Below are 14,716 nucleotides of genomic sequence, written 5' to 3'. Positions count from 1 at the left end.
ACAGGCCGCAATGTCAAGACTTTATAAACATCTCATACGCCGGGATCGATCTTCCTGTGATGTGTCGGAGCTCGCACATATCGTCATGTTGATCATGGCATAGCTGTGTCCATGTGGTGCCAAGTTGACAATCAATGAGGAGATGTGACGATGGTTTGGCCTGCCCGTAAACGGGCCGGGAGACCAGCAGGGGGCCGATGGCGGTCGCCTGCGGTGGCGGCGATGGTCGCCCTGACACTGACCGGGGTGTCCGTTCCCCCTGCGGCGGCATGGACGTACCCCACGCCGAAGGGGAAGATCTGGACACCCCCGCACACGCCGCTGGGGGACGAGACCGTCTCGGTGCCGGGTCAGGACGTACAGACGTCGACGCCGAAGCCCGTGGCCCCGGCGCCTGCCTGGAAGCCCGAGCCTGCGCAGCCACTGGTGACGGGTACCGCGACAGTGACGGTGGGGCCCGACAGTCCGGAGGCGCAGGCCGCGCGTGCCGCGACCGGTGGCGCATCGCCAGCCTCCGGCGGCGCGACCGGTTCCCAGGCTGGGCCTCTGGCCGTCCAGGTCGCCCCGGGCACCGGCAAGGGCGAGAGCGCGCATACGGTCACGGTTCAGGTGACTGGGCAGGACCAAGGGAAAGCCGTCGGCGTCACTGGGCCGCTCATCGCCCTGACCGATGCCGAGGCTCCCACGAGCAGTAACGGACGTGCGGCGAGCGTCACCCTGGACCTGAAGGCACTGCAGGCGGCCGGGTGGTCCGACCGGGCCTCCCTTGTCGCACTGCCATCCTGCGCGCTGACCACACCGGGCCTGTCTGAGTGCCGTACCCAGACTCCGGTTGCGGCGAAGGTCGACGGGCACGGCAAAATCACCGCCGACGTCGTCCTTCCCCCCTCAGTGCCTGCCCAGCAGCGGCAGAACGGCGCTGTGAAGGCCTCTTTCAGCACGACCACAGCACCCGTACGGACTGAGGCTGTCGCTGACACGGGTGGCAGTGGCGGCTCTGTGGTGCTCTCCGCTTCACCTTCGCCGTCCGGCGCCATGGGCAACTACACGGCGTCGTCCCTGTCGCCGTCGGCGGCCTGGACTGCGGGATCCAACGCGGGGAACTTCACGTACAGTTACCCGATCCAGGTGCCGCCCGCGCTAGGGGGCGCGGCTCCGACCGTGGCGCTCGGCTACAACTCGGCCGCGGTGGACGGGAAAACGTCCTCGACCAACGCCCAGCCCTCGTGGATCGGCGACGGCTGGGGATACGAGCCCGGCTTCATCGAGCGCTCCTACAAGAGCTGCGACCAGGCCGGCATCACCGGCTCGCCCGACAAGTGCTGGGGCGGGCAGAACGCCACCCTTTCCCTGGGTGGTCGCTCCGGCGCGATCGTGCGCGACGACGCCACCGGAACCTGGCACCTTTCGAGCGATGACGGCGCCAAGGTCGAACAGCTCACCGGCGCGCCGAAGGCCGCAGGTGACATCGACTACCGGGACATGGAGTACTGGCGCATCAGCACCCCGGACGGGGTCCAGTACTACTTCGGTCGCAACCATCTGCCCGGCGGCGACGGTTCGGATCCGGCTGCGGGGTCCGTCCTCACCATGCCGGTGTATTCGCCTAAGAGCGGGGATCCCTGTTACAACCAGACCAGCGGGAACAGCTCGTGGTGTCAGATGGCCTGGCGGTGGCAGCTCGACTATGTAGTCGACTCGCACGGCAACCTGGTCACCTACAAGTACGCAGCCGAGGGCAACAAGTACCAGCGCGGCGCCGTTCAGAGCGGTGGAAATGGCACCCTCACCGACTATCAGCGCTCCGGCTTCCTCAAGGAGATCGGCTACGGTCAGCGTCTGGACGACCAGAAGGCGGCCAAGGGCGGTGCCAACCCCGCTGCCAAGGTCCTCTTCACCGTGGCCGAACGCTGCATACCCGACGCCACGAACGACTGCTCCGAGGGCAAGCGCGCGGGCAACGCCAACGCGTGGCCGGATACGCCGGTCGATCAGATCTGCACCGACAGCACCTGTCTCAACTCCGCGCCGACGTTCTTCACGACCAAGCGTCTGACCGCGATCAGTACCCAGGTCTGGGTGAACAGCGCGTACCGCACCGTCGACACCTGGAACCTCAACCAGCAGCTCGCCGACCCCGGAGACGGCACCAAGCGTCTCCTGCAGCTCGACTCCATTCAGCGCGTCCCGAGCAATGGACAGGCGGAGATCAAGAACCTGCCGCCGGTGCAGTTCCAGTACAAGATGCGGGCCAACCGCGTCGATGGACTTGTCCCGGCCTCGCCGATGTTCATGCGCCCGCGCATTCAGAGCATCACCACCGAAATGGGCGGGCGCATCGACGTCATCTACAGCGACCCAGAGTGCTCCCGGCTCAACAACCGCATGCCTGCCTCCGAGGACAACAACTCGATGGCCTGCATACCCGTCAAGTGGTATCTGCCCGGCCAGTCCTCTAAGGACCCGGTCAACGACTGGTTCGACAAACCCCTGGTCAAGACCGTCGTCGAGCAGGACCTCGTCAGCACCCCCGCCATCGCCAAAACCACCGAGTACAGCTACGGCGGTGGCGCCGCCTGGCACCGCAACGACGCCGAGCTCATCGACGCCAGGACCCGCACCTGGGACGACTTCCGCGGCTACCAGACGGTGACCACAACCACGGGAAACGCCAATCCCGGCGAGGCACCCAAGACCCAGCAGCGCGTCACCTACCTGCGCGGCATGGTCGGCGACTACCTCGCCGACGGCAAGACCTTGCGCACCGTCCCGGAGGTTCCCAATCCCCTCGGGGGCACCGTCCCCGACAACGCACAGCTGAGCGGTCGCGTCGTTGCCGCCGAGACGTTCGACCAGGCCGGCAAGGACGGTACGGTCACAACGATCTCCGGAACCGCCTACAACGGACAGCAGAAGTCCGCGACGCACGCCCAGAGCGCCGGCGCACCGCAGGTCTACGCGTGGAGGCCCGACTCCGAGACCACTGCGATAACGAAGGCGCTGCTCGCCGACGGAACCTGGCGCACCACGACCTCGACCACGATTACGGAGCCTGCCAACGGCAACCGCGTCATCAAGGTCGACGACAAGGGCGACGGCACCGCTGCCACCCCGGAGATCTGCACCACGACCGGCTATGCAGCCAGTGACAACCCGCAGTTGCTCACGCTCGTCGCGGAGCAGACCAGTTTCCAGGGGTCCTGTACTGGCACGGCCACTGCCGCCAACACCCTGTCCAGTGGTCGCACGCTCTACGACGGCAAGGCGTTCGGACGGGCAGGCACGACCGGCGATCCGACCGGCAACCATGTCCTCGACCACTTCGACCAGGGCGGCAACGCCGTCTACGCCCACGCCGGCAGTGCGACCTTCGACGCCTACGGGCGAAGTCTGACGACGGCGACCACCGACGGCTCCACCTACAACGGCGCTGGTGCACAAGTCAGCGGCCCGTCGGTCACTCCCGCAGTCACCAAGGTCGATCTCACTCCGGCTTCCGGCGCCCTCCCGACCCAGGTTCGGACCACAGGTCCCATGGGCACCGGCTGGACCACAACGGGCACGCTGGACCCGGCCCGTGGCTCGGCACTGACCAGCACCGATGCCAACGGCCGCGTCATCACCGGGCAGTACGACGCTCTCGGCCGGCTCACCGCCGTCTGGGCACCCGACCGTCCGACAACGCAGCTGCCGAGCCGGAAGTTCACCTACGGGCTCAAGGGAACCGCAGGGCCGTCCACCGTCAAGACGGAGTCGCTCAACGACGACGCGACCACGTACGCGGTCAACATCGACATCTACGACGGTCTGGGCCGTGCCCGTCAGAGCCAGCGCACCAGCGACGCCCGCCCGAACGGTCGCCTGATCACCGACCGGCTCTACGACACGCACGGCTGGGTGATCAAGACCTCTTCCTCGTATTACGAGAAGAGTTCCTTCCCCACCGAATCGATCTTCATTCCCACGGCCGATGGTCAGGTTCCGGGCCAGACCTGGAACACCTACGACGGCAGCGGCCGCGTGGTGCGCGCGGAGTTCCGCTCGAACGGCAACCTGCAATGGGCAACCACCACGGCCTACCCGGGCGCGGACCGAATCGACGTCACCCCACCCAGTGGTGGCATGCCGAGCTCGACCGTGACCGACGCACGAGGACGCACCGCCGCCGTCTGGCAGTACCGCACGCCGACCGCGACGGGCAACAGCACCGACGCGGACGTCACCACCTACGCCTACACTCCGACCGGTCAGACCGCTTCCCACACCGACAGCAGCGGCAACACCTGGAACTACACCTACGACCTGCGCGGACGGCAAGTCTCGGCGTCCGACCCAGACACCGGTGTGACCCAGACGTTCTACGACGTCAACTCGCGTGTTGACCACACCGTCGACGCCAAGGGCACCACCATTGCCTACACCTACGACCTGCTCGGCCGGAAGACCGGCACGTACAGCGGCAGCGTGACGCCGGCGAACCAGCTGGCGGCATGGACGTACGACAGCCTCGCCAAGGGCCTGCCCACCTCGTCCACGCGCTACGTCGGAGGCAGCGGGGGTGCGGCCTACACCACGGCCGTGACCGGCTATGACACCGCCTATCGGCCGCTCGGCACCTCCATCACCATCCCGGCGGTGGAGAAGGAACTCGCCGGCACCTACACCACCACCAACACCTACAGCCCGGTACTCGGTGCTCTGACCAGGAGCGACATCCCCGCCGCAGGCGGGCTCCCGGCCGAGTCGATCACCTACGCCCACACCATCACGGGCCTGCTGTTCGCCGCCGCCAGCCTCGACCAGGCCATCGTCCAGCAGGTTGACTACGACGCCCTCGCGCGGCCCATACGGACAACCGTCGGCGACTACGGCACCCAGGTCGTCTCGACCCAGCAGTACGACCCGGCCACCGGAAGGGTCATCAACTCCTTCATCGACCGGCAGGTCAACACGGTCTCCGCCAGCCAGACGAGCTACACCTACGCACCGTCCGGACGGATCACCTCGGTCACCGACATCCAGGACGCCGCGGCAACCGACACCCAGTGCTTCACCTATGACTACCTGGGCCGGCTGACAGGCGCCTGGACCGATACCGGTGGCACCTCCACCATCGCGGACTGGACCGACTCCAGCGGGACGAAGCACGGCACGGGAAGCTCCACCACCGTCCCCGGCACCGGCGGCTGCAACAACACGAGCGGCCCCGCCGCCGTGAGCCCCGGTGGCCGAACGGTGGGCGGCCCGACACCGTACTGGAACACCTACACCTACGACACCACCGGCAACCGCACCGGCCTCGTCCAGCACGACATCACCGGCAACAGCCTCAAGGACACCACCACCACCCAGACCTTCGGAGCGGCCAAGACCCGCAACACCCCCACCAGCGCTCCCAACACCGGCGGCGGAACCGGTGGGCCCCACGCCCTGCTCACGTCCACTACCAGTGGATCCGCAGGCACCAAAACCGTCGGCTACCAGTACGACGCCGCGGGCAATCCCACCGCCATCACCGACACCAGCGGTACCACAACGCTCGCCTGGAACGGAGAGGGCAAGCTCAACTCCCTCAGCTCGACCGGAGCGGCCGGGACCACGAGCTACCTCTACGACGCGGACGGCAACCAGCTCATCCGCCGCAACCCCGGCAAGACCACGCTCAACCTGCCCACCGACGAGCTCACCCTCGACACCACCACCGGCACCCTGAGCAACGTCCGGTCCATAACCGCGGGAGGCGGACTCACCTACACCCGGGTCACCTCGGCCATCGGCGGCGGCAACGTCGTCATCCAGGCCGCCGATCCGCACGGCACCAACGGCGTCCAGATCAGCACCGACGCCAACATGACCGTCGCCCGCCGCCCCACCGATCCGTTCGGCAATCCCCGCGGCAACCAGCCCACTGCCGGCCAGTGGGCTGGCAGCAAGGGATTCGTCGGCGGCAGCAAGGACGACGCCACCGGCCTCACCAACCTTGGAGCACGCCAGTACGACCCCGTCCGCGGACGCTTCATCAGTCCCGACCCCATCCTCGACCAGGCCAATCCGCAGCAGTGGAACGCCTACGCCTACAGCAACAACGACCCCATCAACGCCAGCGACCCGAGCGGGCTGTTCCTCGGGTTCGACTGCAAGACCTGCGACGACATAGTCGACAAGGGCAAGTCGCTGGCAAGCGGCGCCTGGCACGAAACGGTCAAGGAGTACAACGAGATAGCCGAGGGCGCAGCCAGGCTCATCGGCGACGACAAGACGGCCGACAACTTCCGCAACCAGCGGGAGAACCCCGACTCCCCGCTCAACCTCACCACGATCATCTCCGAAGCCGGCGGCCCACTGGACGGACCGCAAACCCACAGCAGTTGGTACCAATGGGGCCGGAAACTCGTCCAGATATTCGGCCCGCCCCTGCCCATCGTCTCCCCAGGCGGCTGGGCGGCCGGGGCCGCAATCCACGGCGAGGAGTTCGTCGCGAAGCACCCCGGCATGGTGCGGAAGCTCTTCAGCAAAATTGCGTCGAAGGTCCGGCCGAAGGCCGGCCCGTGCAGCTTCGCGGCATCGACGCCGGTCCTCATGGCCGACGGAAGCACCCGGGAAATCAGCGACGTCAAACCGGGCGACCAAGTCCAGGCGGCCGACCCGCAAACCGGGGAGAACGACGGCCATACCGTCACCGACACCTGGAAGCACGACGACAGCGACCTCATCGACGTCACCATCAAGACAGGCGACGACGAAGAGACCATCCACACCACCGCCGAGCACCCCTTCTGGGACACCACCGCCCAGAAGTGGATCCCCGCGGCCGACCTGCGACCGGGCCACACCCTCAAGACGGAAGACGGACAGGACACCACTATTGTGTCCGTCCACGAGGTGGCCGGCCAGCAGGCCATGTACAACCTCACCGTCGCCGACCTCCACACGTACTACGTGCTCGCCGGCGCCACACCGGTGCTCGTGCACAACGCGTGCAAGGACGAGACGGGGCTGGAACTGGCTAAGCGAGCAGCTGGCCACTTTCAGGGGCCTGGCAAGAAGCCTGGCGGTGTGACTGGGGCCATGTATGTAGAGGGGCGCGGATGGTATGACACTCCACTTTCCTCCGGCTTCGACAACATTCACCCCGAGGTGGATGGAAACTTTGCGCCCGGAACCAAGCGGGCCTACAGGCATCACCTCGAAGCTCAGGTTGCGGCGCTCATGCGGCAAGATTTGAGCATCAAAAAGGCAACCCTGTACATTCATTTCTGGAACGAGGAGGCTGCACGGGAGGTCTGCTGGGCTTGTGACACAACCTTGAGCGATATGCTTCCGAAGGATTCCGAATTGACGGTGGTTTTCAGGCGGGAAGACGGGAGCATCGAGCGAACGGAGCCATATAAGGGCAACGCTCGTTAGTGCTAAACACAGCAGGGCCGGACCCGCTTAACTGCGGGTCCGGCCCTACCATTTTCTGGGCGACATTGCTATCTTCGCCAATCAACCCCAGAAACATCTTCGAACTTCGATAGGGCGGAAGGCTCAAAAGCGCCTATCTCGACATCCCATCCGGGCTGACCAGGCACCGATTCGGCCACGATGGCAAGAGTGCCTTCCCCCATGAGGATTCGATAGCCCGGCTCTGGCCAGTTCCATTCATCAAATCCAACCTGCTCCATAGGGGCAATAATTGCGCGCAGAATATCATCAGGCACAGACAGTGCGTGCATTCCAAAACCTGCACCGTAGACGGCTTCTCTTACCGTGCCATGGACAAGGAACTGCGACATTCGTTCCGTCATCTTCTCCCATGGCTCATGTAGTCCGGCCTCGAATACAGTGTCCGGGTTGACCGGGTCGAAGCACCAGCGCCAGTCGCCCGTGCTGTCGATCATGAAGATGGCCGTTCCGTCGCCAGCGAGACGGATCCGCTCAGGCGCGAGCATCTTTGTCGTGAAATTGATGCGTTTGTCCCAGCGCGAGGTCAGCATGTGCCACTTCTTCAGAGGAGTGGGCAGCCAGTTGCAGGAATCGGGAAGATCTTCTGCGTTCCTGGCCGGGGGGCCGTACCAGGTAGCCAGGAAGTCAGCCAGTTCAATGCTTGCGGGATCGATCACGCCGTCATTATCTCACTGGTGGCCGCACGGCTGCCTCGGTCGCTTCGGGCCATGCCCCGCGTTCGCCAACAGTGGTCAACGCCCTTGCCGCAGTATGTCGGAGCCTGGAGCGGGCGACTGTTCCACTCCTTGTAGAAGGAGCTGGTCACCAGGGGCGGCACCCGTCGGTCAGCGGGCATTCGGCTCCGGACCAGCACCGCCCTGCACGGTTCGGCTCCCGGCCGCGGGCTCCCGGGCAAGACCGGCCAGCGAGCGGTGCGGGCCACGGCCGCGCTGGTGATGCGGGGTCCGGTCCGCTGCTGAGCGCGCAGGGGCGTGCCGTGGTTGAGCTGGAAGCACGCCGGGTGGAAGCTGGCGTTGTCAGTCAGCGCTGCCAGGGCGCGGCCCTGGCAAGCGCTGGTCCAGCGGGACGCCCCCGGCGCGCAGCAGCCGGCCGAGCCAGAGCAGGGCCTGGCCCGAGCTGGCGTGGTGGCTGGCCAAGCGCCGCCACGATCCGGCAGGTCGTCAGCCAGGTCTGCCCAGGTGGCCTGGCCGACCTGACCGGCGCTGATCCCTCCGGCTCGGACTCAATCGCCGTGGACGGCAAGGCCGCCCGCTGCTCCCGGCGCGGCGAATTGCCCACCGCCCATCTGCTGGCCGCGATGACCAGCGACGCCCTGACCGTCACCCAGCTGAGGGTTCCCGACAAGACCAACGAGATCACGTGTTTCGCCGCGCTGTTGGAGCCCTTCAACCTGACCGGGGTCACCATCACCGCCGACGCCCTGCACACCCAGCGCACCCACGCGCACATTCTGGTCGAGGCGAAGAATTCCCACTACCTGCTGGTGGTCAAGGCCAACCAGCCCGCACTCCACCGCCGACTGAGGTCGCTGCCGTGGAAGGACGTCACCGCACGCCGCTACGACCGCGAGAGGGGCCACGGCCGCAGGGGGAGACCCGCGCGACCAGGGCCCTCACCGTCACCGATCTCGGCTTGGACTTCCCCCACGTCGCCCAGGCCGTCCGCATCCTGCGCCACTGCACCGACCTCAAAACCGGCACCGTCAGCCGCCAGACGATCTACGCGATGAACGATCTGTCTTTACATCAGGCATCGCCTCAGCACCTGGGCCAACTTGCCAGGTCGCAGTGGACCATCGAGAACAGACTCCACTTCGTCCGCGACACCACTCCGCCGAGGACGCCTCAAAGACCCGCACCGGTCACGGCCCCGACAACATGGCGACCTTGCGCAACCTGGCGATCAACACCCTCCGCGCCGCCAGGCGCCGCAACATCACCACCGGCATCCGGCACGCCTCCTACGAGCCATTCATCCGCCCGCTCGACCTGCTGGGCATCATGTGACCAGCACTATTCCAAGATCACGGGACTTTGCAACGGTCCTGTCCAAGGTGGCCTGCGCAACTCACGCCCCCGCTCGAGACTCGGGTCAGACTGAAGCGCGACTTCACCCCGCGCACAGAAATCCGCTGTCGGGGATCAAGCGGGAACTCCGGAGGAAGATCGCGCCACGCCTTCGGCAAAGGCGCCCACAGTCACATCTCCTTGCCCTAATCCAACGCTTGGGCAGCCGCTGGGCCCTTCGGCGCGTACTTGATCGACGGAATGAAGCGTCAAGTGCAAACGCCTTAGCCCGAATCGGCGATCACAATGAGCAACCATAAATCTCATTTTGGTGATAGACAGATCGGACATGCAGGAAGAATGCGCGCATATGGTTACCAGCGCACAACGCCGAGCAGCATAAGGTCCCGGCGCAGGACCGTGAAACCCTGAGACGAATGTGAGAGGCAGGCCCCGGAGAACGCCGAAGGCCGCTTCCTCGCGAACGAGAAAACGGCCTCTGACCTGCGACAATGGAGCGAACTCCAGTCGGGACGACAGGATTTGAACCTGCGACCCCTTGACCCCCAGTCAAGTGCGCTACCAAGCTGCGCCACGTCCCGTGGTCTCGGTGCCGTGCGGCGGGGCCTGGGGGGCTCTGCCGGGCGGCTTCTCGACCTTGTCTCCGGTTGTCCCGGCGACGTGGAAAACAATACAGCACGTCGGGGGGTGCTCGCTGCCAGGTTTCGGGGGTGGGATCGGTCAGGGGGTGGGGTGGCGGGCGTCGTAGGTGAGGAAGGCGGGGCGGCGGGCGGCGAGGAGGAGGACGCAGGCGACGCAGGCGAGGCCGCCGGTGATGACGGAGGTGGCGGGGTTGGTGAGGGCGGCGACGGCGCCGGACTCGAAGTCGCCGAGGCGGGGGCCGCCGGCCACGACGACGATGAAGATGCCCTGGAGGCGGCCGCGCATCTCGTCGGGGGCGGCGACCTGCATCATCGTGTTGCGGAAGATCATGCTGACGGTGTCGGCGCAGCCGGCCACCGCGAGCAGGAGGAGGCCGAGCCAGAGGTTGTGGAGGGCGCCGAAGGCGGCGATGGCGAGGCCCCAGGCGGAGACGGCGGCGAGGATCGCGATGCCCTGGCGGTGGATCCGGCCGACCCAGCCGGAGAAGAGGGCGCCGATCAGGGCGCCGACGGCCGGGGCGGAGACGAGCAGGCCCACGGTGCGGGCGTCGCCGGCGTAGAAGGTGACGGCGATGGCCGGAAAGAGGGCGCGCGGCATGCCGAAGATCATCGCGGCCAGGTCGGCGAGGAAGCTGGTGCGCAGGTTGGGCTGCTCGCGCAGGAAGCGCAGGCCGTCGAGGACGGAGGCGCGGCCCTTGCGGTCGCCCTGGGGGCGCATGGCGGGCAGGCGCCACATGGCGTAGAGGGTGCCGGTGAAGGCGACGGTGTCGACGAGGTAGGCGGACTGGGCGCCGAAGGCGCCGATCAGGACGCCGCCGAGCATCGGGCCGACGGTGAGGCCGAGGTTCATGCTGACGGTGTTGAGGGCGTTCGCCGCCGGGAGCTGGTGGGCGGGGACCAGCCGGGGGATCATCGCCGAGCGGGCGGGCGAGCTGAGTGCGAAGAACCCGGCCTGGACAGCGACGGCCGCGTAGAGGACGGCCACCATGCCGAGGCCGGCCATGGCCTGGGCGGCGAGCAGGGCGGAGACGGCGGCGAGGCCGGCCGAGCCGATCAGGCCGAGCTTGCGCCGGTCGACGGTGTCGGCGACGGCACCGCCGTAAAGGCCGAAGGCGACCAGCGGGACGAGGGAGAACAGGCCAACCAGGCCGGTCGCGAAGGCGGAGCCGGTCAGGTCGTAGACCTGGACGGAGACGGCCACGGCGGTCATCTGCTGGCCTACGGAGGACACTGCCTGCCCGGACCAGACCCGGCGGTAATCGGGGTGCTCGCGCAGCGGGCTGAGGTCGGCGAAGGCCCGCCGGTACCAGGGCGCCTCCTGCGGGGCGGAAGGCACGAGAGGAGCGGCAGGCACGGGAGGAGCGGCAGGGGCAAGGGGTTCGGCGGGCGGGGCGTCAGAGGGTTGGTTCGTCGTCACAACGGTCCATAGTTGCTCCGGCCTGCGCCGAACGCGACACCGGGTCCGCTTGACCCGTTCACCCGTCGTCGCCGACCGGGCCCCGCGCCCGGTCGGCCGACGACGCAGTTCATGCGCCCTACCTGCTCAGCACCTGCTTCTCCCCCGCCTCCACCGCGAAGTCCAGCCGGTTGCCGGGCGGCGGGAACGGGCAGATGAAGTGGTCCGCGAAGGCGCAGGGCGGCAGGTACGCCCGGTTGAAGTCGAGGACGGTCCGGCCGTCCCCGTCGGGCGCCGGCAGGGTGATGAAGCGGAAGCGGTAGGTGTCGATCCCGCTGGTGGCATCCGCGATGACGCCGGTGAGGCGCTGGCCGGCGCGGCTGACGGTCAGCGTGCGGTGCTCACCGGCCACGGTGAACTCGATCGTCCCGGTGACCGCCAGCGGGCGGTCCTTTCCGTCCGCGTTCGGGACCAGCACCGACTGCCCCTCCTCCTCGAAGGGGGTGTAGACGGCGGGTACGGCCCACTCGGGCGCGTACGGGTAGGCGGAAATGCCCGCGAAGCCCGTCCGGCCGGGCGAGGCCGGGTCAAAGACCCGGAGGGCGAGTTCGCCCTCCCGCTCGATGGGGACGAGCAGCAGCTCGCCCACGGTGGCGGTGTCGGCGGCCGGGTCGGTGTCGGGGCGCAGCAGCACCTCGCCGTCCACCGGACCGTCGGCGCCGCCGACGGTGATGCCGTCGGCCGCCGCGGCGCGTACCCGGACGCCCTCGGCGTCGGCCCACCAGCGCCCGGGCAGGCCCGGGATCTCGACCGGTTCGGGCTCCAGCCAGTGCGTGCCGGTGAGTGCGAGCTGGCCGTGCGGCGCGCTCACCGACGCCGCCCGCCGGTCACTCCAGTGCTTCCAGTCCTCCGCGGCCGTCGCCGTCATCGGTCAACCCTCCCGGTCCGGTCCGCGGACGGCCCGCCGTTCGAGCCGTCCGTCTCGGTCATCCTGCACAACACCGTGCGCGGGTACGGATCATTCCCCGGCCTCGGCAAGCCGCCGACTCGCAATGAGACCGCAAGGTGACGCAAGGCGCCCGAAAGGCAGCGCACGGCAGTGCAAGGCGCCCGCGAGCAGACGCGACGCGGCGGCAACACGGCGTCCACCCGGCGGCCGGGACACCGCCCTCAGCCCTTCAGCGGCCGGAACAGGCCCTCCTGCACCACCGACACCACCAGCTGCCCGTTCCGGTCGAAGATCTGCCCGCGCGCCAGGCCACGTGCGCCGTGGGCGATCGGGGACTCCTGCTGGTAGAGCAGCCAGTCGTCGGTCCGGAACGGCCGGTGGAACCACATCGCGTGGTCCAGCGAGGCCATGTCGAAGTGCCGGGTGCCCCAGAGCGGCTCGACGGGGGCACGGACGGCGTCCAGCAACGTCATGTCGCTGGCGTAGGTGAGGGCGCAGACGTGGATCAGCGGATCGTCCGGCAGCGGGCCGTTGGTGCGCAGCCAGACGCCGCTGCGCGCCTCCACGTCCACCAGCTCCTCCTTGCTCCAGCGCAACCGCTCGACGTAGCGGATGTCGAAGGGCTGGCGGCGACTGATGAACGGGGGCAGTTCGCCGAGCCGGGAGCCGACCTCGTCCAGGGCGCTGGGCAGGTCCTCGGGCGCCGGGACCGACGGCATCGGGTACTGGTGCTCGATGCTGCCCTCCTCCGGTCTGTGGAAGTCGGCGGTCAGCGAGAAGATCGACCGGCCGCCCTGGATGGCGAGCACCCGGCGGGTGGTGAAGGTGCGGCCGTCGCGGATCCGGTCGACCTGGTAGACGATCGGCACCCCGGGCACCCCGGGGCGCAGGAAGTACGCGTGCAGCGAGTGGACGGGGCGCTCGCCCTCGACCGTGCGCCCCGCCGCGACCAGCGCCTGCCCCGCGACCTGCCCGCCGAAGGTGCGCTGCAGCGCCTCCTCGGGACTGCGCCCGCGGAAGATGTTCAGTTCGATCTGCTCCAGGTCCAGCAGATCGACGAGGTCGTCGACGGGGGTACCCATGCGCGCGCTCCCTCTCGTGGTTCTCGAGATTCCGATCGAGCTCTCCAGCTCACTCGAATGAATTCTCCGGCGACCCGGGCCATTCCCGCCCACTGGCCCCGGGCGTCCGATTCACTCGAACGTGTAAACGAGTGGACAGGTCGACGAACGGCCGCGCACCCTCGAAGCGCCCAGCCCCCCACCCCACACGGCAGGGCAGGGCAGGGCAAGGCGGGGCGGGGCTGGGCAGGGCGGTACGGGACGCAGGAAGATGGTGAGGTGATCCAGGGTGACCTGTTCGACGACCGACCCGACGACCCGCCCGGCGCGGGCCCGGCCGCGCGGGTACGGTCCGAGCCCGCCCCCGGGGCCGTCCTGCTGCCCGACTGGCTGGACCTGGCCGCGAAGCTCCGGCTGGTCGCCGCCTGCCGGGAATGGGCCCGCCCACCCGCCGGCCTGCACAGTGTGCGGATGCCCACCGGCGGGGTCATGTCGGTGCGGATGGTCAGCCTCGGCTGGCACTGGTACCCGTACGGGTACGCACGCGTCGCCGAGGACGGCGCCCCCGTCAAGCCGTTCCCGGCTCTGCTCGGTGAGCTGGCCCGGCGGGCGGTCGCGGACGCGTACGGGGAGAGGATCGGGGAGATCGCGGGCGCAGCGGCGTACGAACCGGACACCGCGATCGTCAACCACTATCCGCACGGCGCGAAGATGGGCCTGCACCAGGACCGTGACGAGCGCGCGAACGCCCCGGTGGTCTCGCTCTCGCTGGGCGACGACTGCCTCTTCCGGCTCGGGAACACCCGGACCAGGAACCGCCCGTGGACCGACCTGGAGCTGCACAGCGGGGACCTGCTGGTCTTCGGTGGCCCGGCCCGGTTCGCCTACCACGGGGTGGTGCGGACGCTGCCGGGAACGGCGGACCCGGCGCTCGGGCTGGTGGGGCGGCTCAACGTCACGATCCGCCAGTCAGGGATCGAAGCCTAGGAGCCGAGGGCGGGGGAAACACCGGCCCCTCGATCGGCGAAGTGCCGAACACCGTACTGCGCCCAGGTGGGCGGCCGGATCCGCAGGCCGCCGTAGTGGCCGTTGCCGATGTCCGCCCGCCAGTCCTCGCACAGGGCACGACAGCCGACCCCGGGCAGCCCGACCCCCGCCGGGCCGCCACCCGACCAAGACACGCCACACCACGC

The 14,716-nt window shown here is 68.2% G+C and carries 8 protein-coding genes and 1 tRNA gene; 3 read left to right on the top strand and 6 right to left on the bottom strand.

Annotated elements, in window-relative coordinates; genetic code table 11:
* The first annotated feature begins 222 nt into the window (after positions 1-222).
* On the top strand, positions 223-7,407 hold the full coding sequence (locus HS99_RS10730) for a polymorphic toxin-type HINT domain-containing protein (RefSeq protein WP_141763689.1): 7,185 nt from the start codon (positions 223-225) through the stop codon (positions 7,405-7,407).
* A 68-nt stretch (positions 7,408-7,475) separates the two neighbouring features.
* Here HS99_RS10730 and HS99_RS43970 read toward each other — a convergent pair whose 3' ends face one another.
* On the bottom strand, positions 7,476-8,105 hold the full coding sequence (locus tag HS99_RS43970; protein ID WP_141763688.1) for a hypothetical protein: 630 nt from the start codon (positions 8,103-8,105) through the stop codon (positions 7,476-7,478).
* A 71-nt stretch (positions 8,106-8,176) separates the two neighbouring features.
* Here HS99_RS43970 and HS99_RS43210 point away from each other — a divergent pair, with 71 nt between their 5' ends.
* Positions 8,177-9,178, top strand: a complete 1,002-nt coding sequence (locus HS99_RS43210; protein WP_305953107.1) for an ISAs1 family transposase — start codon at positions 8,177-8,179, stop codon at positions 9,176-9,178.
* 805 nt (positions 9,179-9,983) lie between these two features.
* Here the strand turns inward: HS99_RS43210 and HS99_RS10720 are convergent.
* The 4 genes from HS99_RS10720 to HS99_RS10705 form a co-directional block, all read right to left on the bottom strand.
* A tRNA-Pro gene (locus HS99_RS10720) sits at positions 9,984-10,057 on the bottom strand.
* Positions 10,058-10,196: 139 nt separating this feature from the next.
* On the bottom strand, positions 10,197-11,453 hold the full coding sequence (locus tag HS99_RS10715) for an MFS transporter (RefSeq protein WP_043389582.1): 1,257 nt from the start codon (positions 11,451-11,453) through the stop codon (positions 10,197-10,199).
* 199 nt (positions 11,454-11,652) lie between these two features.
* The gene (locus HS99_RS10710; RefSeq protein ID WP_030558025.1) at positions 11,653-12,441 is read right to left on the bottom strand and encodes a DUF1684 domain-containing protein; all 789 of its coding nucleotides are present in this window, start codon (positions 12,439-12,441) and stop codon (positions 11,653-11,655) included.
* A gap of 242 nt (positions 12,442-12,683) precedes the next feature.
* A complete protein-coding gene (locus tag HS99_RS10705) occupies positions 12,684-13,544 on the bottom strand; it encodes an acyl-CoA thioesterase (RefSeq protein ID WP_030290141.1) in 861 nt (286 codons plus the stop codon).
* 261 nt (positions 13,545-13,805) lie between these two features.
* Here HS99_RS10705 and HS99_RS10700 point away from each other — a divergent pair, with 261 nt between their 5' ends.
* Positions 13,806-14,510, top strand: coding sequence for an alpha-ketoglutarate-dependent dioxygenase AlkB family protein (locus HS99_RS10700; RefSeq protein WP_232543327.1), 705 nt, complete (start codon positions 13,806-13,808; stop codon positions 14,508-14,510).
* Here HS99_RS10700 and HS99_RS40935 read toward each other — a convergent pair.
* The gene (locus tag HS99_RS40935; RefSeq protein WP_072654475.1) at positions 14,507-14,704 is read right to left on the bottom strand and encodes a transglycosylase family protein; all 198 of its coding nucleotides are present in this window, start codon (positions 14,702-14,704) and stop codon (positions 14,507-14,509) included. The two genes, HS99_RS10700 and HS99_RS40935, sit on opposite strands and share 4 nt — an antisense overlap.
* Positions 14,705-14,716: the final 12 nt, after the last annotated feature.

Source organism: Kitasatospora aureofaciens, assembly GCF_001188955.3.
GTDB lineage: Bacteria > Actinomycetota > Actinomycetes > Streptomycetales > Streptomycetaceae > Kitasatospora > Kitasatospora aureofaciens.
Note: the sequence above shows the minus strand (reverse complement) of the source record. Positions and strands in the feature narration are given on the sequence as shown.

Excerpts from the sequence above, each read along its gene's own strand:
- HS99_RS10730 (WP_141763689.1), top strand. The coding sequence starts at position 223 with ATGGTCGCCCTGACACTGACCGGGGTGTCCGTTCCCCCTGCGGCGGCA.
- HS99_RS10705 (WP_030290141.1), bottom strand. The coding sequence starts at position 13,544 with ATGGGTACCCCCGTCGACGACCTCGTCGATCTGCTGGACCTGGAGCAG.
- HS99_RS10710 (WP_030558025.1), bottom strand. The coding sequence starts at position 12,441 with ATGACGGCGACGGCCGCGGAGGACTGGAAGCACTGGAGTGACCGGCGG.